The following is a 20,333-nucleotide window of genomic DNA, read 5'->3' on the forward strand; positions in this document are numbered from 1 at the left end:
GTACTCGACGACGAGGTCGTCGCGGGTGCCGGTGAGCAGGATCCCGACGGAGGGCCCGTCGCCGTGCTCGGGCCGGCGCCACTGCTCGTCGACGGCGGTCAGGTAGAACCCGAGCTTGCCCACGGCCTCGGGGGTGGCCGGTCCGGTCTTGAGCTCGAACACGACGTACCGGCGTAGGTGTAGGTGGTAGAAGAGCAGGTCGACGTAGAAGGTCGTGGACCCGACCTGCAGGGGGACCTGGCGCCCGACGAACGCGAAGCCCGGACCCAGCTCGGTGAGCATCGCGGTCATCCGGGCGGCGATGGCGTCCTCGAGTTGGCGTTCGGTGTGGGTGGGGTCCAGGTCCAGGAAGTCCAGGCGGTAGGGGTCCTTGACCAGCTCGCGGACCAGGTCGCTGTCCGCGGCCGCGACGGGAGTGCGGGCCGGGGTGGGGGAACCGACGACTCGCTGGTGCAGGCGGGTGCTGATGTGGTGCTCGAGGACGTTGCGGGACCAGCCGTGGGTGGCGGCTTGACGGGCGTACCACCGGCGGTGCGCGTCGTCGTCGACGCGGTCGGTCAGGACGGTGACGTGGCCCCAGGGAAGTTGGGCAACAAGCTGTTGCCCAACCGGGTCGGGAAACATGCGCGCGGCGGTGCGGCAGTACCGCAGGTTCCGTTCGGAGAAGCCACGCTGGCCGGGGAAGGTCGCTCGCAGGTCCGCGGACAGGTGATGGATGACTCTGGTGCCGTAGCCCTCGTCGTCCTGCCGGTCCAGGATCAACCGGCCCAGGTCCAGGTAGAGCAGGACCAGCTCGTGGTTGACCCGCCGCGCGGCGGTGACCTGGGCCGCGCGGACGGTGTCCACGGCCGCAGCCAGCAGCTCGGGATAACCCTGAGGCAAGGACTCGGGCAGATCACTCACCACCCCATCATCACCCCCGCCGCCCCTGGTGGCTGCCCACCACCGGCGCGAGCCCCGGGCCCTGTCGTCCGGCAGGACATCCCGAGGCTCACTTCCCCGAACCCTCGCAAGGGGCAGGCACTCCCACGACGAAAGCGGGCCACCAGATGACGCCGTTGCCGCCGGCCGGTCGACCGAGGTCGTGCCCAGGCGTGGTCACAACGCTGCGGCCATCCGATCGGGGAAGTCGTTGCTGGGGTCCAGGTCGGCCTGGTTGAGGAAGTCCTGGACCATGTCCGTCCAGCTCGCCTGGGCCTCGTCCAGGCCTTGGGAGGTGATGATCGGGCCGGTCACCGGCCGCAGGTCCGGTAGCCACTCGCTACGGCGCTGGACACCGTGCGGGGTCGAACCGAGGTAGAAGACCTGGTTGGTCTGCGGGGCGGTGGCGATCTGTGCCGCGTAGTCCCCGCTGGCCCCGAGCAGGAGCCGTAGTCGCCAGAGCACGGCGAGCAGGTCGATCGCGCACGCCTCGACGTCGGCCGCCGTGATCGCGCATGGATGCAGCGGGGGCTGGTCGAAGGCTGATCCGCGGTTGAGCGCGACCGCGGCGCTGCCGTCCTGGTAGGCCTGCACCGCCGCGTAGACCTTCGTCGGACCGAAGTCCTGCTGGACTGTCCGTCGTGACAGGACCCGGAAGGACCGCAACCCGCGGCGGGTGGGAGAGTTGCTGGTCTCCCGCAGCGGGCCTGTGCCCTTGGGTTGTGGCTCGCGGGCCTCGGCGAGGAGCAGGTCCGCGGCGGTCTGGTCCAGCCGGCGTGAGGGCGGCAGCGGTTGCAGGGGCCGCGCGGCGCAGCAGACCCACGCGCCCACATCGGTGTGGGGGAGGTCGTTGATGAACCGGGTGGTCATCTCGTCCAGCCCGGCCCAGGCCTGACGGCGGGTCTGCTCACGGACCCGGTAGGCCGCCGCCAGGGCGCGTTCGTCCATGAACCGGGTCTCGGGTCCGTCGCGCCACGGCGCCCAGAAGGCGTCCTTGGGCTGCTTGGGGCGCACCAGGTGTGGGGCGTCCACGCTGTCCGGGACCACCAGTGCCAGCGCGGTCCGTGCCTCGCCTGCGCCGGCGGCGGGTGCGGTGATGACCTGCAGCTCGAGGCCGACGACGGCGGGGAAGACCCGCGCGGCGAGGACCTGACGGATCTTGCGCCGCGTCGACTCGGGGACGTCGCCGACGCCGACGAGCTCGCTCGCGCGGCCGTTCTTCTCCTTGACCCCGTACACGATGACCCCGCCGCCGGTGTTCGCCATCGCGGCGACGTCCTTGGCCAGCTCGAGTTCCTGCTTGTCGCGTGCTTCCTGGGCAAGGCCGTCGGTCAGGGGGAGCTTGGCCTTCCAGTCCAGGTCCGTCTTCTCCGGGAGAGCCTGCTCGACCGCCTGCACCAGCAGGCCCAGGCTCCACGACCCGCCCGGCTCACCCAGGTCCCGGTGCAACGCCGTCCACGCCATACCCATCACCGTAGCCACCCCACCACCCGGCCGGCCCCGCGCGGCGCGCTCCAGGCGGGGCTGGTCTACGTGGTGTGGGTCAGGGCGGTGTTGATCTCGGTGTGCAGGGCGCGTAGGTCGGTGCGGGTATGGCGCAGGTGGGTGGTCTTGCTGGTGGTGGCTGGCAGCGCGAGGCGGGTCCGTAGGCCGAGGGCGCGGTCGTGCCAGGTCTTGACCTGAGCCGCATCGACCGCGGCCCCGGTGGCCGGATCGGTCAGGTCTTGTGTCGTGAGGCTGGTGTCTTACGGGGTGTGAAGAGAACGCCACCGATGCCGATGCCTGAGGTGAACATGCCCACGGTCACGAGGCCACCGGCACAGGTGTATGGCGCGACCGACTGGCTGAGGGCGATGAGCAGGCCGGTGATCACTGCTGCTGCGCCGATCGCTGTCGTCGCCAGGATCACGAGGCGCGTGGCGTCGCGTGGCTGCTGGTCCATGAGTCCACCGTAGGCCGCCTTGTCCTGTGCGACGACGCCGAGGACGGACGAGATGCCTTGAGATCTGTCATGTCGGCCGGTGGGGTGCTGACCGGGTGGTGTGGTGGCGCGAGACGAGGCGAAGTTCCTGGTAGGGCCGGGGATTGCCGTCGCGAGCTGGACCGCCCTCCCGGCGCTTGAGGACGGGTGCGACGTGACGGTCTGCCTGGTTGATGGGCCTGTGCTCGCCGCCCGGGTCCGGGGCGGGGGACGACACCCCCCTGGACGGGGCCTTTGACAGGTCGTGGACGTTACCTCTTTCAGGTTGTTCAGGCTGTCTTCTGCGGGTTTGGCTGTTGGTGGGTGTGCTGGTGGCGGGGAGGTGAACGAGTCGGGTGGGTGGGTGTGATCTGGGTGACTTTTGCTGCGGGGCATCGTTTCTCAGGGTGGTTTCAGGGTGCTGGGGGCTTTTCGGGGGAGTAGGTGTGGGGTCGTGCCACTGTCTGGTGGTGCCCTGTTGCCCTGGGTGAAGGGTGGCCTTGAGGGGGCTTCCATGTCGTTGTGGATGCGTTCGTCGCGTCGGGTGCTGGCTGCGGCTGGTGTGGCTGTGGTGTCGATGGTGGTGGCGGATGGGTTGGCGGTGGCGGCGCCGTCGCCGACGTCTTCTGGGGGTGCGGCGCGGTCGCGGGCTCAGGTGGCGCGGGTGTCGTCGGCGCGTGATGTGGTGTCGGCGAGGGTGTCTGCTCGTGCGCAGGGTGTGCCGGTGGAGGTGTCGGGGGAGCGGACGGAGTTCTCGCGGACGTGGGCGAACCCGGACGGCACGTTGACGACGAAGGTGTCGGCGGGGCAGACGGGGGTGAAGGACGCGAAGGGTGTCTGGCGGGACGTGGATCTGACGATGCGTCAGGCGTCGGACGGGTCGGTGGCGCCGGTGATGCCGGCGGTGCCGTTGCGCGCCGGGGGTGCTTCTCAGGGTGTGGTTGATGAGGGGGTGTCGGTCGGGTCGGGGGACCGTCAGGTGAGCATGGGCTGGGTCGGTCGGCGTTCCAAGCCGGTCGTGCAGGGCACCACGTCGACGTGGCCGGACGTGATGGCGGGCGTGGACTACCGGGTCACGGCGACGCGTTCGGGTTTCGAGTCGTTCTTCCTGGTCAAGGATCGGTCGGCGGTGGACCCGACCGCGGGTCTGCGGTGGACGATGCCGTTGCGGACGAAGGGTTTGCGGGCGCGGCAGTCCTCGGACGGGGGGATCGACTTCCTGGATGCGAAGGGGAAGGTCGCCTCGCGTCTGGAGGTGCCGATGGCGTGGGACGCGAAGGTCGACGAGCGTACGGGTGACCCGGTGTCGCGGGGCAAGGTGTCGATGCGGGTCGAGCAGCCCAGTCCTGGTATGGCGGTGCTGACGTTGACGGTGGACAAGGCGTGGGCGACGGACCCTGCGCGGGTGTTCCCGATCACGGTGGACCCGTCGTATGCGACGTTGCCGGCGATCAAGCCGAACTTCGACACGTTCGTGCAGCAGGGCTTCACCGATGGGCAGAGCGCGGCGACGGAGCTGAAGCTGGGGAACAACGGGTCGAAGCAGGTGGCGCGGTCGTTCTTGCAGTTCCCGATGTCGACGTTGAAGGGCTTGCAGGTGAAGTCGGCGACGTTGGGGTTGTACGCGACGCATTCGTGGTCGTGCACGCCGAAGGAGTGGGGTGTCTATTCCACCGGTGGGGTGACGTCGTCGACGGTGTGGACGAACCAGCCGGCGTGGGGTGATCGTGCGGCGGCGTCGACGGTGACGCGGGGGTTCGGTGCGGGTTGCGAGGACGGGTGGGTGACGCAGAACGTGACCGGTCTGGTCGCGGGGTGGGCGTCGAACGGCAACGCGTACAACACGTTGGGGATCCGGGCCACGGACGAGGCGGATTCGTTCGGGTGGAAGAAGTTCGCGTCGAGCGAGACAACCACGGCGCCGTATCTGTCGGTGACGTACAACCGGAAGCCGAACGCGGCGGGGGCGATCAGCATGCCGGCCCCGGCGGTGTCGTACCAGGCGCCGGGAGCGTCGACGGCGGTGCTGTACACGCCGGACTCGACGCCGGAGTTCCGCGCGACGGCGACGGACCCGGACGCCAACACCGTCAACCTGGTGTACGAGGTGCACACGTCGACGGCTCCGCCGGCGGGCACGAAGCCGGTGGCGACGTGCACGGCGACGGCGGCGTCCGGTGCCGTGGCGGCGTGCTCCCCGGCGACGGCGCTGGCGGACAACAGCACCTACTACGTGCGGGCTGCGGTCAAGGACGACCAGGGCCTGTGGAACGGCACCTGGTCGGCGTGGACGGCTTTCCGGACCGCGTGGGCGACCCCGCCGGCGCCGGTGGTGTCGTGCCCGGCGCCGTATGGCACCAGCGGGAGCTGGACCGACAACCCGCCGGCGGGTCCGGTGACGTGCACCGTGAGTGGTGCGGGGACCGGTAGCGGCGCCCCGGCGTACATCCGGTATCGCGTGGACGGCGGCGCCGAGCAGCGCGCCGCGGTCACCCCGTCGGCTGACCCGGGCGTGGCGAAGGTGACCGTGACCGTGCCGGCCACGACCGGTGGGCACTGGATCGAGGCGTGGAACGAGTCGATCACCGGCAAGACCGGGGCGCACGTGACCCACCAGCTCGGGTGGGGCAATGCGTCCATGACCGTCCCTGCGGCGCCCGCGGCGGGTGTGCAGGTCGCGGCGAGACCACCGGTGCGATCACGATCGCGGCGGCGGGTCCGCCGAAGGGCTCGGCGACCGGTGTCACCGGCAAGGTGCAGTGGCGGGTGTCGGGGTACGGCACCTCCGAGACCGGCAAGTGGAACGACGCGACCGTGACCGGCGCGGCGCTGACCGGCGCGGACTCGGCGACGACGCCGTTGGCGTACACCGCCACCTGGGACTCGATGACCGCGGACGTGGACGACGCGCAGTCCCCGGCGGTGACCTTGAACGATCGCACCCCGGTGCTGCTGGACGTGCAGGTGTGCTTCGCGTACTCGACCGGCACCCAGTGCACCTGGTCCGCGTCGCAGGTCACGATCTCGCGGGTGCCGCACGCCTTCGGCAACGGCTTCCCCACCACCGACGCCGGCCCGGGCCAGGCGGCCTTGTTCACCGGTGAGTACAACCAGTCCGCGACCGACGTGTCGGTGCCGGGCTACACCGGCGACCTGACGCTGTCGCGTTCGCACTCGACGTACGGGAACAACACGACCGCCGCGGTCACGCCCGCGTCGGGGGTGTTCGGGCCCGGGTGGACCGCGAACCTGGACGGCTCCGAGGCCGGGCTGGCGGGCATGACCCCGATCGACTCGACGACGATCGACGGGGCCATGGTCTTCCAGGACGACGACGGGACCATGCTGATCTACCGGTCGAGGTCCAAGACCCGACGCACGACCGCGGACATGCCCACCGACTGGGTCGCCGCGGACGAGGACACCCGCCTGGACGGCACGACCCTGACCTGGGACGCGAACGCCAAGGCCTTCACCCTCACCGAGACCGACGGCACGACCACGGTGTTCACCGCCTCCAAGGCCCCCACCGCGGGCGGCGCCGGGCAGTTCGCGCCTGCCAGCGTGACCGAGCCCGGCTCGGGCACCACGACCTACACGCGCAGCACCGCGGGTCTGGTCACCCGGATCCTCGCGCCCGTCCCCGCGGGCATGACCGCCGCGGACTGCCCCGACAACGGCACCGCCGCCGGCCTGAAGCCCGGCTGCCGGGCGCTGCGCATCTCCTACGGCACGAACGGCGCCCCGGCCGGACAGGTCGGCGCGGTCGCCCTGGAGATCCACACCCCCGACGCCTTGACCGTGAAGGCCTGCGACGGGTCCTCGAGCACGATCGCGGCCGGGACGATGGCCTCGGTGCCGGTGGCCTGCTACACCTACGACGCCGCCAAGCGGCTGACCAAGGTCACCGACCCCCGCTCCGGGCTGGGCACCAGCTACGCCTATGGCTCCCAGAACGAGATCACCACGGTCACCCCCGCGGGTCAGGCACCCTTCCAGCTCGCGTACGCCAACCAGGACTCCCGCCTGAAGCTGCAGGCGGTGTCCCGTCCCAACCCGAGCGGGACGGGCACGACCGCGCTGACGCGCATCCGCTATGACGTCCTCGGCCAGGACGGCCTGCCGGACATGACCGGCAAGACCACCCGCCGGTGGGGCCAGTCCAACTCGCCAACCTACGCCGCCGCGGTCTTCGGACCCGACTACAGCGGCGACGCCGCCACCGCGTCCGGCGACGACTGGCAGTACGCCGACGTGTCCTACACCGACGCGCAGGGCTACACGATCAACACCGCCTCCTACGGCGCCGGGACCTGGTTGCCCACCTACACGCGGTACGACGAGAAGGGCAACCCGGTCCTGCAGCTGGACGCCGACGCCGTCCAGGACGCCCTGGCCGTGACCGCGAGCTCCCCCCTGACCGGTGACCAGACCTACGACGCCTCCTCGTTCGGCACCATCACCGCGTACAACCCGGACACCACTGCCACGACGATCCCGGGCGTGCCGGCCAAGGCACCCGCCGGCGCCTACGTCACCGACGTGTGGGGTCCCTTCCGCGGCGCGGTCGCGCTGCCGCAGGAGTACGTCGGGTGGGGTCGGGCGCACACCAAGACCCTGTACGACCAGGGAGCACCCCACGGGGGCGTCAACCCCAGGACCGGCACCGGGTACGGGCTGCCGACCACCACGACCGTGACCCTGGCCAACGCCGGCGGTGACGACCAGGACGGCGAGTTCACCGTCCACTCGCGGACCTTCACCGGGTACGAGCCCAGGACCGCCGGGGACGACGCGATCAGCGGGTGGACCCTGGGGGCGGCGACGTCCACCACCGTGGACATGAACCTCGACGGGAAGATCGACGCCGGTGACCTGACCACCCGGACCTTCCACGACGCCGAGGGCCGGGTCGTGGAGACCCGTCAGCCCTCCGAGGCCGACACCGGCGGCGGGGCAGGCACCACGCTGACGTCCTACTACACCGTCGGCGCGCAGACCGGCGCGGACGCCGCCTGCGGCGGCAAGCCCGAGTGGGCCGGCCTCGTGTGCGGCACCCGCAAGGCCGCCCAACCCGCCGGGCAGCCCCTGCCGGACGAGCGCACCACCAAGTACAGCTACCTGCTGACCGCCGCGCAGACCACCGAGACCAGCGGCCCGGTGACCCGCACCACCACGACCAGCCACCTGCTCGACGGGCGCGTGGACACCACCCGCACCACCGTGACCGGCCTGGACACCAGCGTGCCCCGCCCCGGCGTCAAGACCATCTACGACCCCGCCACCGGCGCCGCGACCGGGACCGTGCAGATCGACGCCCAAGGCAACCCCGGTGACGTGAAGACCACCACGACCCTGGACACGTGGGGACGTGCCACGAGCAGCACCAACCAGCTCGGAGACACCACGACCACGACCTACGACCAGGCCGGACGCGTCGCGGCCGTCACCGACCCCAAGGGCACCACCCGGTACGGGTACGACGGCACCGACCTGGCCGGCAAGACCGAACGTCGAGGCCTGACCACCAAGGTCACCGTGTCCCGCTCGAGCGGGAAGGGCGACGTCACCTTCACCGGCGCCTACGACGCCGAAGGCCGGCTGACCCGGCAGGCGATGCCCGGCGGCCTGGAACAGACCACCACCTACAACGCCACCGGCGAACCCGTCTCCCGGGCCTACGTCGGACAGGTCACGCCGTACACCACCTCGACCGACGCCGACGGCAACGTCGTCTACACCCCCGGCACCCCCACCCGCGGCACCTGGATGGCCTGGAGCACCGAACGCGACCTCGTCGGACGCGTCGCCCGCGAGTACACCGGCCAGAGCGCCGCGTTCGACGGCAAGGCCGGCACCACCGACGCCCCCGTCGACGTCGCCAAGCCCGGCACAGCCACCGCCTACGACCGACGCTACGAGTACGACCAAGCCGGACGCCTCGTCCAGGTCCTCGACCGCACCGCCACCGAGAACACACCCCTACCCGGCACCGACCCCACCCCGACCCCCGACCCCACACCGGCCCCCGAACCGACACCGTCGGAGTCCACCACCACACCGGCACCCACGACCACGCCGGCGCCCACCCTTACGGGGGCCGCGAGTACCGTTGCCGGCGTGCATAAGTCGACCACCCCCGCGACGGGTGCTCGACCCCGCGCGGCGGTATCGACCCGACCCGGCACCATCCACCCCACCAGCACCCGACCCAGCGGTCGCACCACCCCCACCAGGTCGACGGGTGCGCCGACGACCTCGGCCGGCGGCGCGGTCAGTCGCGGGTACACCCGGGTCGCGGTGTCGGCGGGCCCGTCGCAGCCGACGCTGGCCGCGCCCTGCCAGGTCCGCGAGTACGCCTACGACGGCAAGGCCGGCGCGAACAGCAACCGCACCAGCCACACCATCAAGCAGTACACCGGCGGGGAGTGCTATGGCGACCCGGCCAGAACCACCACCAAGACCTACACGTACGACACCGCCGACCGGGCCCTGACCGGCGCTGATGGCAAGGGCGAGTACGGGTACGACGCCCTGGGTCGGCAGCTGCTCGTGCCCGCCGTCGACGCACCCGACCCGGGCAAGGGCGACCTGACCCTCGGGTACTTCGACGACGACCTACCCGCCCGCGTCAAGCAGGGCGACACCGACACCGTGTTCACCCTCGACATCACCGGGCGGCGCCTGACCCAGAAGACCACCAGCCCCGACACCACCGTCGCGGGCACCCTGGTCCGGCACTACACCGACGCCAGCGACAACCCCGCCTGGATCGACACCACCACCCACACCGGCACCACCACGACGCGGTACGCCGAATCGTTGGCTGGTGACCTCGGTGTCGAGCTCGCCCAGGACGGCGCCGCCACCCTGAGCCTGGCGAACCTGCACGGCGACGTCGTCACCACCGTGCAGATTCCCGCCGAGCAAGGCGAGAACACCCCCGCGAACGCCATCACCGGATGGAGCGACTACACCGAGTACGGCGCACCCCGCGACCCCGCCGCCACCACCACCATCACCGGGACCGCAGGCTACGGCTGGCTCGGCGCCAAACAACGCTCCACCAGCACCGCCACCGCCGGCCTGACCCTCATGGGCGACCGCTACTACAACCCCACCCGAGGCCTGTTCACCAGCCTCGATCCCGAACCCGGCGGCAACCCCAACGCCTACGGCTACCCACCAGACCCCATCAACATGTACGACCTCGACGGACACTGGGGATGGGGCGACACTCTTGGGGCTGTGGCGCTGGGGGCATGTGTCCTTGCCTCGGCAGGCTTGTGCGGCGCAGCCACCTTGGCGGTAGTGGCCTACTCGGGCTACAGCAATGCGATGAGCGCCGTCAGGCACGAAAAGTCCTGGGGTCAGGCCGCCTTCGACTTTGGTGTTGATGCTTTCCTGGGGAAGTTCCTGAAGCCCGCCAGGTCCGCATACCTTATCGGCCGACATGCGCGCAGCTCATTTAAGATGGCCAAGGGTGTCAGGGGCGTCACCCGGGCGATGTACAGAAATGCGAAAGGAAGGAGCCGCTATGCGGCGCGGCATCGCAGTGGTCGTCGACTCGGGTCGGCCCTGAGGCACTCTGGGTCGGAGTACCATGCGCACTGGCGGCTTCGTAGGCGTCGTCTTGTCTGGCGAGGAGGCCTGCAAGGGGCTGCCTTTGCAGGGAACTTCCACCGATCGAATCGAAAATCGCGAGGTAGGTCAATATGGTGATCTACGAGGACCACAACGGTCACGGAAGTATCGTGACGGGAGGTGTCCTGATACTCTCGCCTTACATTATAGGCGCAGTGCTGGTGAGAGGATTCCCTGCCTGGAGTATTCAATTCTGGGTCGGCACTGGCTTGATCGTCGGATATTCCGCTTGGTGGGCATATTTCATATATCGAGTGCTGCATCCAGTGGAAGGAGGTGCCCTCGATCGTATTATGGAACGTCTCCTCAAAGATGATGATGAATAGCCGGGTGGTGTCCGAGGTGAGTGGTGCCGTGCTGTGCCTGGGGCCCGGTCGGCAGGAGGGGACACCGGCTCCCTGATCCCGACGGGGGAGCCGGTTACCGCCATCGCCTCGCCATGGCGTCTTTGTCGTGGTCGGGATCACGCTGGGTCCTGGCGTCGGGGAGCCTTCGTCCCGACGCCAGGACCGGTGCCGGTTCTGGGTGCGTCGTGGCATGGTTCACGGGGTCGGAGGTTGGCCGTCGGCGTATGCGTTGGGGAAGAGGCCTTCGGGGGTGCTTCGTAGGGCAGTGGTGTGTCGAGATCAGCGGTGTCTTTGGATTTGGCGAATGGGCCGAGTGGGCTGGCGAGGATGCTCATGTGGTGGTCGGCGTGGTCGCGGAGCCAGGTGGAGATGCCGGTGGCGGGGTTGAGGCGGAGGTGTTCCCAGGCTCGCCACATGGCTTCGAGGCGGATGATAGCTTTGGCTGATTCCCACCAGCGGGCGGACCAGCGCAGCTCGGCGCGTCCTTCTTCGCCGACGCGGCGGCGGTAGGTCGGCATCAGGAACTCACGCACGAACTGGTCGACGCTGCCGTAGTAGAGCGAGGGGGCGTGTCGGGGCCGTTGGTCGCTTGTCTGGTCGATGACGGGCTCATCACCGTGGACTGCCTGGCAGGTGGGGGGGTTCAGCTCGGCTTCGGCGGCCTCGGAGGCCGCTACCTTGAGGGCTTGGAGCCGGTCGGGGGTCAAGATCTTTCCTCGATCATCTCGCTTCCCCAGCAGATGCTGGATTGAGCGTGTCCAAGAACCGGGGTCAGGCCCCCTGGGCCAAGAAGAACTTTCCAGCCTGACCCGGCCCCCGGGCGGAGCACCGATAGGTCGCAACCCGGGGGTGAGGTCGCCTCGTACGACCAGGTGCTGGGTGAGGTCGTTGCCCGGCTCGCTGCCGGGCAGGCCCGTGCTGTCACCGCGGTGGGGGTGGAGCGGATCCGCACCTACCACGCGGTCGGGTCGGTGATCGCGGCGGCGCAGCGTGAGCAGGGGTGGGGTGCGCAGGTCATCGACCGGTTGTCGGCGGACCTGCGGGCCCGGTTCCCCGACCAGGCGGGGTTGAGCCCACGGAACCTGCGGTACATGCGAGACCTCGCGGTGGCGTGGCCGGACGGCAATGTGGCAACCGCAGCTACCACATTCCCGTGGGGGCACGTCACGGTGCTCCTGTCCCAGGTCAAGGACCCCACCGTGCGGGTCTGGTACGTCGAGCAGGCCGTCGCCGGCCGTGTCGATGGGCATCCGCATGGCGCGCTCGATCGCGGGGGTCTCGGATGTAGCGGCCTGGCGGGCATGGGCGTGGGCGCCGAGCTCGACGACGAAGCTGACGGTGCCGGTGCTGGTCGTGATCAAGGTGGCAGGGTCGATGCTGCTGCCCTGCACGCGCGGCTCACACCGTTGTGCACGGGGGTTGTGCACGTGCTGTGGGCGGGCGTGTCGGGGTCGTGCGGAAACGGCCGCATTCACACGGCATCCATCCGGCATGAGGGGCGCGACAAGCCCTTCCGGCGAACAGACTAGTTTTGTGAGACAGAACACCTGGTTCTGTCTACAATACTCGTATGGGTCTAGTCATCGCGGAGAGCGCACGCAAGCACGGAGTCACCCGTGATGAAGTCACCTTCGCGATAGCGAACGCCCACGCGGTGGTCCCGAAGTTCTCACCGGCACGGGTGCCAGGAGCTCAGGCGCCGACGCTATGGATCGGCCCTCGCCGTCTGGGCGGTGAGCTGATCGAAGTCATGGGCGAGGTCCAGGAACCCCGCACCTTGTGGATCTTCCACGCCATGGCGCTTCGCCCCAAGTTCCGCCACTACATCGAGGAGACGCAATGAGCACCACCACCCGACAGGGCGATCCCCTGGACGGCGCCGAGGCCGCGGCCTGGGCCGAGTCGCCCGAGCGCGACCTCACCCACACCACGATCCTGCACGGACAGGCAGCGCAGGACTTCACTACCGCGCTTCTCGCTGACGTACTGGCCGACGACCCGAGCACCGCCGCCGAGTTCGAGGCCGCCCGAGAGGCAGGTCGCGGCGGCCGCCCGTCCCTGAGCCCGACCACACCCGGCCCCTCCCCCACCTGGAGCCTGCGCGTGCCCGCAGACCTCGACACCGCGATGCGTCAGCGCGCCGCCGACGAAGGCACAACCCTGCCCGCACTCCTACGCCGCATCGCAGACGACTACCTCGCCCACGCAAGCTGACCCAACACTTCCCCAGCAGCCTCCATCGCGCCCGGCCGGGAACGCCACTCGCCCAGTACCTCTGCCGAGGGTGCAAGAGGTGTGTGGCACATGAGCCTGTCCTGTTCTGGGTCTTTGATCGAGGGGGTGGTGACGTAGGCAATCTCCGGTCGTGCGAGACGATTTCACGTCTTGGGTCGGTCGCTAGGGTGAGTCATGCCGTCTCCGCAGACCACTTCTGACGCCGCGTCCGATGCCTCCGCCGTCGAGGTCGCGTTCGAGCGCCCCGCACGTCACGGTGAGCGATGGACCACCGTGGAGTTTGAGCAGCTGATTCAGGGCTTGCGTGATGGCTTGCACGTCCTGGATCTCGCCGCGGCGCACCAGCGATCCGCGGGTGCTATCCGCGCGGCCGCGGTCCGTCTCCTCGGCGACGAGTCGGTGGCGTCGATCGACGCCGTGGATGTCTTGCGTGAGCGCCTGGCGGATCCCAGCTACGACCCCGGCCCGGCGATCGCTGAGGCCATCCGTGCCGCGCAGGCGAGACGTCAGGCAGCCCAGGAGGTCGGCCCGCTCGAGGACGAGGTCGTGCGCTACCTGCGCGACCGGGCCCGCGTGTCGAGGGCCGCCTCGTCGCCGCGGTCCGCACCGCCCGCCGCGACGGCATGGAACCTGAACTGATCGCTGCCCTGCTCGACCGCTGCGCCCCCGCGCCCCAGATGCCGGCCCTGACCAGGACCCTCACGATCACCTGACACCGCAGGAGTGGGCGCAAGCCGCTGAGCTGATGGAGCGGGTGTCCGCCGATGTCGGAGCCGAGAGCGAGCTAGCGGCTAGGCTCGCTGATGCCGCGACTGCCGCCCGTCAGTTGGCTGGGCAGGACGTCGACGAAGCACGTTGACCCGCCCTGTGTGGGCATGAGCAGGGCCCGGACCCCTCCACCGGGGTTGCGGGCCCTGCTCATGCCCCACCGTCGCCGCGATGCGCCTATGCGCTGCGGCTGCGTAGGTAGCGGCGGTAGCGGGCGTTGATGCCGGACTCGGTGATCTCTTCGCCGGGTAGGTCGTGGGTGGCTTTGGCCATGGCGTAGCGGCTGGCGCCGTCGGCGACGAGCTGGGCGACGGTGGCGTCGAGTCGGGCAGCGGCCTGCGCGGCCTTGCGCTCGGCGGCTTGTAGGCCCGGTAGGCGGCGATGAAGTCGCGTCGCTGGTCGGCGTTCATGGGCTCACGCTCGTGCTTCCTGATCCGGTGGCGCTGGGTCTGGGCGAGCGGTGCGAACGAGGCTGCGGCGGCGGTCATGGTCTTCTCCGAGTCGTGAGGGGGCGAGGTGTGGTGGGGGTTACCAGCCGCGGGCGGTGATGATGTCCCCAGTCCGGGGCGGCAGCACCTCCAGGTCGAAGCGGCTGACCTTGACCCGGCGCGATATCCCGTCGACGGCGACGTACACGTCCGGGTGCAACCACCCGGCCGTGCCCTCGACCGTGCCGGTCATCCCTTTCATGACCACGACCCGGCCGGGGATCAGACCGCTTTCTCTGAGGTCACGGGTGAATCGCACCTTGGCGCCTCGGCGGAAGTCGCTCATCAGGTTTTCCTTGTCCGTTCGCATCCGCCCACCCAGCATCTCATCCGAGCGTGACGTCTGCTCACTTTGTGTTGGTTTTATCCGGCTACGGGGTAGTACGGGGCGGCCCACCCCAGGTAGGGTCCCCAGCTCTTGAGGTCCACCAGGCGTTCCTTGCCGATACGGCCGCGGGGGCTGTCGGTGGTGACGATCCACCCGCCACCGACGGACAGGGCGACGTGCCGGGCGGGGTTGCGGCTCCAGTAGAAGACCAGGGCGCCGGCTGGTGGGTTCTCGTCGCCGGGGTGCTTCATCTCCCGGGGGGTGGTGTCCCACTGGTTGATGGCGGTGGGCCGGCCGCTGTAGGACCAGCCGTAGGCGTTGCTGACCCATGCCTGGCAGATGCTCGGGCGGACGGGTGTGCCGACCTTGGACAACGCCCACGCGACGGCCTCGGCGGGGCTGCGGGGGTTGTTCCGGGGCAGGTCGACCCGCAGGGGTCCACCGCCGGGACCGCCGGCCGGGGCCCCGCCGCGGCACACGATGTGCCCGGTGAGCTTCTGCACCAGGGCACGGGCCAGGGGCTCGTCGTCGGCGTACGCGGACGGGAAACCGGACTTCTGGACGCGCTGCGCGGCGACCGTGACGGGTAGGGCCTGCCAGCCCTTCACCGAGAACAGGCCAGGGTTACCACCACGGCCCTTGAGAAAGCTCTCGACGGCGAAGCGGGGGGTGCGGATCTGCGCGGCGGTGCCCCATCCCATCGAGGGCCGCTGCTGGAAGTAGCCCAGGGAGTCGCGGTCGCCGTAGTCGAGGTTGCGTAGCCCTGACTCCTGGCTGGCGGTGGCCAGCATGACGACCAGGGCTTGGTCGTCGGCGCCGAAGCTGCGTGCGTGCCCGATCAACGCGGCCACGCCGGTGAGCTGGTCGCGGCTCATGCCGGCCATGCGCACGGTCACGTCGATCCCGCAGTCCACGTCCCCGGCCGGGAGCGCAGTCGTCGGGGCCGAGGTCGGCGCGCCCTCGGGCATGGCGCCCTCACCGCCGGCTCCGCCGAACGCGGCGAGCCCGACGGCGATGCCGACACCGCCGGCGACCAGGGCTGGCAGGAGTCTCACCGCACGCCACCGCCGACCACGACCCAGGTCCCGTCGGTGGGCCGGACCGGGGCGGTGAGCACGTGCCCGTCGGCCAGGGAGACCGTCACGTCGCACCCGCCCTGCAGGGCCGGGAGGGTGGTCCAGCTCGTGACGGTGGTCGCGGGGATCGCTGAGGTGTTGGCCTCGGCCCACACGTCGACGTCGGCGGGGGTGACGTACTGACTCATGACGGTCTGCGCCCAGGGGCGGGCCGGCTTGCCGCGGCCGGTCAGCCATGCCTGGGCGAAGGCGATGCCGAAGCGGGTGCACGAGTCGTTCTTGGGGCCGAGCTGCGTCGCCGTGGGGTGGGGGCTGGTCGCTGTGGGCGGGGTGCAGCCGCGCAGGCCGAGCACGGCCAGGAGCAGCACGGCTGCGGCGGTCGCGGCCAGGACGCGCCGCAGGCGGCGGGGGGTGTACACGAGCCAGCGCAGGAAGGTCATCAGGATGCCTCCGCCGGCTGGTCGTCGCGGTCGCGCCTGAGGCGACGCTCGATCGCGGCGGCGATGCGGGCGGCGGCGTCGGTGGTGTCGTCACCGATCGCGCGTCGGGCCAGGAGCTTGCGGCGCTTCCACACGGCCCGGCAGGCGCCGTAGACGAGGGCGAAGAAGAACAGGCGCACGTCGGTGTCGGCGGGGACCTGGATCGCGGCGGACAGCGCGCCGACCACGAACACCATGAACCCGATCACGGAGGCGACGGCGATCAGGGCGATGCGGGCCAGCTCGGCGACGTACCGGTAGGCGAGGTGCTGCACGGGGGGCACGAGCGTCAGCGCGACGATCCCGGGGAACAGGATCACCCCGGCCTCCAGGAAGAACCGGCACAGGCACAGGATCACGGTCAGGTGCAGGGCGGGCATGACGGCCAGCAGGCCGCCGAGGAGACCGAACGCGCCGTCGACGGGCCGGGAGCTGGTGTCGGTGCCGGCCAGCGCGGCGTACCCGATCGGGAACTCGTCCTTGATCTTGGCCGCGACGGCTTTGTACTCCTCCTTCTTGCGGTCGATGATCGCCTCGGCCTGCTTGGGGTCGGCCGCGATGGTGGCGGCCTCGGCGCGGGTCAGCGCGCCGGCCTTGTACAGCGCGGTCCCGTACTTGTCCGCGGCCGCGGTGTCCGCGCCGAACATCTGCCGGCGCCAGGTGGGAAGCAGGATCGAGTCGACCAGGACCGAGCCGATCGCGTCGGACACGCGGGTCGGGGCGTGCTCGCCGTCAGCGTCGGGCGGGGTCGCTCGGACGGTGTCCAAGGGCTGCGCGCCGGTGCCTTTGGAGGCGTTGGCGGCGGTGCTGGCCTGCGCGGAGACGCTGGAGATGGCGTTCATGACCGCGGCCGTGGCGCGTCCTACGCCCGCACCGACGGTCAGGCACCACACGGCTGCCAGGAGAGCACCGAAGATCAGCAGGCCGGCGCGGCCGGTCGTGGTGGCCGAGCCGGCGACGTCCCCGCGGTGGGAGCTCGCGGCGATCCACAGGCCCAGGGCCAGCCCCGAGATCCCCAGGAACGCGGCGAACACGTAGACGCTCTGCCAGGCCAGGGGCTCGGTGAACCGGGAGACGGCGCCCCACACGGCCGGGTTGTCGAAGGTGAACCGGGCGACCTGCACGGTGACCGCGATCACGTAGCTGGTGACGTCGTTCTCCCACGACGCCAGCGTGTTGGGGCCGTCCTTGAACGGCGTCTTCTGCTGGAGGGCCCCGAAGCAGCCCGGGTCGTACACGACCGGGTGCCACCCGCCATACCCGTAGGTGGCGTACAGGCCCCCGGTCTTGGTGGCAGGCAGCTCGTCGATCTGCCCGCCACCGTCGGAGGGCAGACCAGGGCTCGGGGGGCGCAGACAGTCGGTGCCGGGGATCGAGATGTCAGCCGGCGCCCGCAGCGGCACGGCGGCCGCGGCAGCGGCCGGGACCAGGACACCACCGGCGACGACCCCGGCCAGGGCGACGGCGGCCGCGACGCGGCGCATGGTCACCACTCCCCCATCGGCCCGCGGATGGCGCCGGCCATGCCGGGGGTCTGCGGGGTCGTGTACGTCGCCGACCGCATCGCCGGCTCCCACCAGGACTGGTCGACCGCGACGGTGGCGACCTGACCGGACCAGTCGCTCACCGTGAAGGTCCCGGGGCGCTGCGCGGCGATCTTCTGCTCCCACCCGCGCCCGGCCGGCAGGCCCATCAGGGGCAGCACGTCGGCGGCGTCGTCGGCCGCGGTGCGCCCGACGAACTTCGCCCCGATCAACGTGCTCACGTTCGGGTCCAGCCGCGCCAGCGTCGAGAACGTCTGGAAGGCCAGGATGCTGGCCGCGTTGAACTTCCTGCTGTCGTACATGAGCCGCATCAGAAACGGCGTGAAAGCCGACGCGCCGCCGGTGGTGATGCCGAGCTCGTCGCCGAAGAAGTACTTCGCGGCGCGGTCGGCCCAGATGGTGCGCTCGGCGTGCCGCAGGCCCAGCATCAAGATCGGCTCGCTCATCCGCTGCGCGTGGGTCCACTGGCCGCGGTCCTTCACGCCCTTGGGCGGGGTCTGCAGACCGGGGGCGGTGACGACGGTCATGCCGGCCGACGCGAGCTCGCGGGCCTCGGCGTCGGGGTCGATCCCCGCACCGGTGCGCGGGGGGAAGATCAGCCGGGCGTGCATGTCGGCCGCGGCCCGCAGCTCGCGGCCCAGGTCCCGGGAGACACCACCGGCGGCGTCCAGGGCGTCCAGGGTGTCCCAGGGGTTACCACCCCAGAACCCCGACGCGGTACGGACGGCCTCGGTGAGCCGCTGGGTCAGGCCCAGCCGGGGCGCCTGGGACTGGGTCTCGTAGGACAGCATCAGGCGCAGCGCCTCGACCTCCAGCAGCACGCGCTCGGTGTCGGCGACCACGACCGCGTCGGCATGCTCCGCGTCGCTGTCGTAGTCACCACGCTGCGGGACGGGCACCAGCAGGGAGGGCATGAGCACCCCGGCACGGCCACGGGTGATCGGCAGCTCGCGGTACTCGCCCCGAATCGAGGGCACCTGCTGCATCGACGCGGTCAGCCCCGACGGGTCGAACAGCGAACCGCGGATGCCCGAGCGGGTGCCCAGGTAGCACAGCAGCAGCGCGAGCGTGGTCTTCCCGCAGCCCGGCTCCCCACCGATCACGGTCAGGTTGGGTCGGTTCGCCCGCGAGCCGCCCCAAGCGTTGAACAGGTACGGGGTCGGCCACTGGTCGGGCTGGCCGAGGGGCCAGCCTGTCAGGTCCGGGCGCGGGCCGGTCAGGCTCGGGCGGCCCTGCGCGGCGAACGCGACCGGCACGGTGGTGATGTGCCCGACCAGGTCCCAGGACGCGCCAGGGGCGAAGCACTCCAGGTCGGCGGCCTGGGCGTACCCGTGCTCCAGGGTCATCCTGGCCTCACGCCTGGCGCGCTTGACGAGCTCGCGGGCGCGGTCCTCGGCCTCGTGGGCGGTCGCTCCCGACACGGCGTAGAGCACCTGCCCCACCAGCCGGCACGCGACCTCGGGACGCGCGTCGGAGATCTCCCGCTTGACCCGCTGGGCCGCGGCGAACGCATCCGCGTCGCCCAGCTCCTCGTCACCGTGACCGTGCTCGCGGTTGTGCTCGGTGATGGACTTGTTGATCCGCAGGCGCAGAGCAGCGCTCGGGGCCAGCGCCACACCGTCCAGGACGTCGAAGCACGCCGTCCACTCCACCGCGCGGTCCCGGTAGCTGCTGCCGTCGGGCGCCGGCGCGTCGTCCCCGGCCAGGGTCACCGACGCCGACCAGCCCAGCCACGGCACCCCCGTCGTCGCGTCACGGTCCAGGGCGTCGACGTGCCGCAGGACCGCGACGTGGCGGGTGACGGCATGCCCATCGACGATCGCGTCGACCCGAGAGGCCAGGGCGTAAGGGTCGGCGGTGACCTTGACCTCGCCGACTTCCCGGGTCGGGCAGCCCATCGCCCGGGTCGCGTCGTCCAGCCACACGAGGGCGTCCTCGTCCAGGGGCCGGGCCCCGGCGGTCGGGTCGCTCATCCGGTCGGTCGGCCGGTACCCGGCCAGGGTCTCGGTGACATCGGCGATACGCCGCCGCGCCGCCTCGACCTTGCCCAGCCGGTCAGCCGCCGGCACCGCCGCCAGAGCCATGGGCAGGTGCTCACGGTCGAGCTGCTGGGTGGTGATCCGTACCCCGACCACCACGCTCGTACGGCGGGCCATCGACGCCACGGCATACCCCTGGGCCGATTCCACGAGCTCGTCCCAGGACTGCGCGCCGGGCTGGTCGGCGGCCGGGTGCGGGTACGTGGCCCGCAGCCCCTCGGCGTACGCCGCGGCAGGCATCTCCTCGGTCACCCCGATCAGGTGCACCCGCGTGCCCGCCAGCGCGGCCCACACGCGGGCGTGGTCCACGCGGGAGATGTCCACCAGCTCGTCATGAGCACCACCGATGACGTCACCGGGCAGGCGGTACCAGGCCCACGTGCCCGTCGAGCTCACGCTCAGGTGCCGGTGCACGTACCGCAGCGGACGGCCGCTCTCCCCGGACTGCGCCGGACTGCGCCGCGGGCGCGGCCGGCGCAGGTTCGCCAGCAGACCACGAGGACC

Annotated in this window: 16 protein-coding genes; 7 read left to right on the forward strand and 9 right to left on the reverse strand. The window is 70.8% G+C overall.

Annotated elements, in window-relative coordinates:
• From MM438_RS15720 to MM438_RS15730, 3 genes are all read right to left on the reverse strand, one after another.
• A partial coding sequence (locus MM438_RS15720; RefSeq protein WP_241454428.1) for a PDDEXK nuclease domain-containing protein occupies positions 1-903 on the reverse strand: 903 nt, incomplete at its 3' end.
• Between the two features lie 195 nt (positions 904-1,098).
• A complete protein-coding gene (locus MM438_RS15725) occupies positions 1,099-2,385 on the reverse strand; it encodes an AlbA family DNA-binding domain-containing protein (protein WP_241454429.1) in 1,287 nt (428 codons plus the stop codon).
• A gap of 253 nt (positions 2,386-2,638) precedes the next feature.
• On the reverse strand, positions 2,639-2,863 hold the full coding sequence (locus MM438_RS15730) for a hypothetical protein (RefSeq protein ID WP_241454430.1): 225 nt from the start codon (positions 2,861-2,863) through the stop codon (positions 2,639-2,641).
• A 472-nt stretch (positions 2,864-3,335) separates the two neighbouring features.
• On the opposite strand from MM438_RS15730, the gene MM438_RS15735 reads away from it, so the two are divergent.
• Together MM438_RS15735 and MM438_RS16500 are read left to right on the forward strand one after the other, a co-directional pair.
• Complete coding sequence (locus tag MM438_RS15735) at positions 3,336-5,699, forward strand: DNRLRE domain-containing protein (RefSeq protein WP_241454432.1); 2,364 nt, start codon at positions 3,336-3,338, stop codon at positions 5,697-5,699.
• Complete coding sequence (locus MM438_RS16500) at positions 5,648-10,603, forward strand: RHS repeat-associated core domain-containing protein (protein ID WP_338155569.1); 4,956 nt, start codon at positions 5,648-5,650, stop codon at positions 10,601-10,603. Before MM438_RS15735 ends, MM438_RS16500 begins: the two co-directional genes overlap by 52 nt.
• Positions 10,604-10,988: 385 nt before the next feature.
• Here MM438_RS16500 and MM438_RS15755 read toward each other — a convergent pair whose 3' ends face one another.
• Positions 10,989-11,579, reverse strand: a complete 591-nt coding sequence (locus tag MM438_RS15755) for a DUF4913 domain-containing protein (RefSeq protein WP_241454435.1) — start codon at positions 11,577-11,579, stop codon at positions 10,989-10,991.
• A 165-nt stretch (positions 11,580-11,744) separates the two neighbouring features.
• On the opposite strand from MM438_RS15755, the gene MM438_RS15760 reads away from it, so the two are divergent.
• From MM438_RS15760 to MM438_RS16505, 5 genes are all read left to right on the forward strand, one after another.
• Positions 11,745-12,401 (forward strand): DUF1016 N-terminal domain-containing protein, encoded by a 657-nt coding sequence (locus MM438_RS15760; RefSeq protein ID WP_241454438.1) that lies wholly within the window; start codon positions 11,745-11,747, stop codon positions 12,399-12,401.
• A 41-nt stretch (positions 12,402-12,442) separates the two neighbouring features.
• Positions 12,443-12,715, forward strand: a complete 273-nt coding sequence (locus tag MM438_RS15765; RefSeq protein WP_241454440.1) for a hypothetical protein — start codon at positions 12,443-12,445, stop codon at positions 12,713-12,715.
• Entirely contained in the window at positions 12,712-13,086 is a 375-nt protein-coding gene (locus tag MM438_RS15770) for a hypothetical protein (RefSeq protein ID WP_241454441.1), read from the forward strand. Before MM438_RS15765 ends, MM438_RS15770 begins: the two co-directional genes overlap by 4 nt.
• Before the next feature lie 195 nt (positions 13,087-13,281).
• Positions 13,282-13,746, forward strand: coding sequence for a hypothetical protein (locus MM438_RS15775; protein WP_241454442.1), 465 nt, complete (start codon positions 13,282-13,284; stop codon positions 13,744-13,746).
• A gap of 510 nt (positions 13,747-14,256) precedes the next feature.
• A complete protein-coding gene (locus MM438_RS16505) occupies positions 14,257-14,382 on the forward strand; it encodes a hypothetical protein (protein WP_277628504.1) in 126 nt (41 codons plus the stop codon).
• A 21-nt stretch (positions 14,383-14,403) separates the two neighbouring features.
• On the opposite strand, the gene MM438_RS15780 is transcribed toward MM438_RS16505, so the two are convergent.
• The 5 genes from MM438_RS15780 to MM438_RS15800 all read right to left on the reverse strand — a co-directional run bounded on the left by MM438_RS15780 (position 14,404) and on the right by MM438_RS15800 (position 20,243).
• Positions 14,404-14,649 carry a hypothetical protein gene (locus MM438_RS15780; RefSeq protein WP_241454450.1) on the reverse strand — a complete coding sequence of 82 codons (246 nt, stop codon included), beginning with the start codon at positions 14,647-14,649 and terminating at the stop codon, positions 14,404-14,406.
• A gap of 77 nt (positions 14,650-14,726) precedes the next feature.
• Positions 14,727-15,746: a hypothetical protein gene (locus MM438_RS15785; protein ID WP_241454452.1), complete on the reverse strand. Its 1,020-nt coding sequence runs from the start codon at positions 15,744-15,746 to the stop codon at positions 14,727-14,729.
• Positions 15,743-16,207: a hypothetical protein gene (locus MM438_RS15790; RefSeq protein WP_241454460.1), complete on the reverse strand. Its 465-nt coding sequence runs from the start codon at positions 16,205-16,207 to the stop codon at positions 15,743-15,745. Before MM438_RS15790 ends, MM438_RS15785 begins: the two co-directional genes overlap by 4 nt.
• Entirely contained in the window at positions 16,207-17,730 is a 1,524-nt protein-coding gene (locus MM438_RS15795) for a hypothetical protein (protein WP_241454462.1), read from the reverse strand. The genes MM438_RS15790 and MM438_RS15795 overlap by 1 nt, the downstream gene beginning before the upstream one ends.
• 2 nt (positions 17,731-17,732) lie before the next feature.
• Positions 17,733-20,243, reverse strand: a complete 2,511-nt coding sequence (locus MM438_RS15800) for an ATP-binding protein (RefSeq protein ID WP_241454464.1) — start codon at positions 20,241-20,243, stop codon at positions 17,733-17,735.
• Positions 20,244-20,333 lie beyond the last annotated feature (90 nt).

This window comes from Arsenicicoccus dermatophilus, assembly GCF_022568795.1.
GTDB classification, from domain to species: Bacteria; Actinomycetota; Actinomycetes; order Actinomycetales; family Dermatophilaceae; genus Arsenicicoccus; species Arsenicicoccus dermatophilus.